This window comes from Xenorhabdus littoralis (assembly GCF_033949345.1).
Lineage (GTDB): Bacteria > Pseudomonadota > Gammaproteobacteria > Enterobacterales > Enterobacteriaceae > Xenorhabdus > Xenorhabdus littoralis.
In genome coordinates, this window is sequence record NZ_VCDP01000227.1 from 1 (window position 1) to 793 (window position 793).

The 793-nt window shown below is 61.2% G+C and carries 1 protein-coding gene; it reads right to left on the reverse strand.

Going from position 1 to position 793, the window contains the following annotated elements; all coding sequences use genetic code 11:
* On the reverse strand, positions 1–793 hold a 793-nt coding region (locus FE394_RS19405), incomplete at both ends, for a condensation domain-containing protein (RefSeq protein ID WP_319927952.1).

The window sequence follows — 793 nt, forward strand, 5'->3', positions numbered from 1 at the left end:
GCGTATTCTTCAAACACCACCGCGATGGCATCCGGGGTACGGGCCGCCTGTTGTTCGAACAATTCATGGATCAGGGCGTCCTGCGGGAAATCCGCCTGGGTGGCATTGAAATCCATCAGCAGTTGTTGTTGCTCTGCCACAGACAGCATCGGCAGGGACGGGATAGCGTGTGTGACATCGGTGGCCATCGCCGTCAGGACCTTCTCAAGGTAGCCCGCGATGCGAACCACCGTCGCCTGATCAAACAGGTCGGCCGCATATTCCAGCCCCCCTACCAAACCAGTGTCGGTTTCAGTCAGCGACAGCGTCAGATCAAATTGGCTGCTGCGCTGCGGTTGCTCAACGAGCGAAAGTGCCAGTCCGGGCAGCGTCAGCGCCTGAGCCGGGGTGTTGTTCAGCGCCAGCATGACCTGGAAGACCGGGCTGTAACTCAGGCTGCGGGCCGGCTGCAATGCTTCTACCACCTGTTCGAAAGGCAGGTCCTGATGGGCATAGGCCGCCAGTGTGCGTTCGCGAACCTGAGCCAGCAGTTCCGCCACGGTGTGACACTGGCCGGGTTCAATACGCAGGGCCAGCGTATTGGCAAAGAAACCAATTAACGCTTCGGTTTCGCTGTTCTGGCGGTTGGCCACGGGGGTGCCAATGACGATATCGTCCTGACCGCTGAGGCGGGCCAGCACCACCACCCAGGCCGCGAGCAGGGTCATGAACAGGGTCGTGCCCTGATGTTGCCCCACGGCCTTGAGGGCAGTGAGAACTTCCGTCGTCAGATGGACAGGCACCCGGCTGCCGG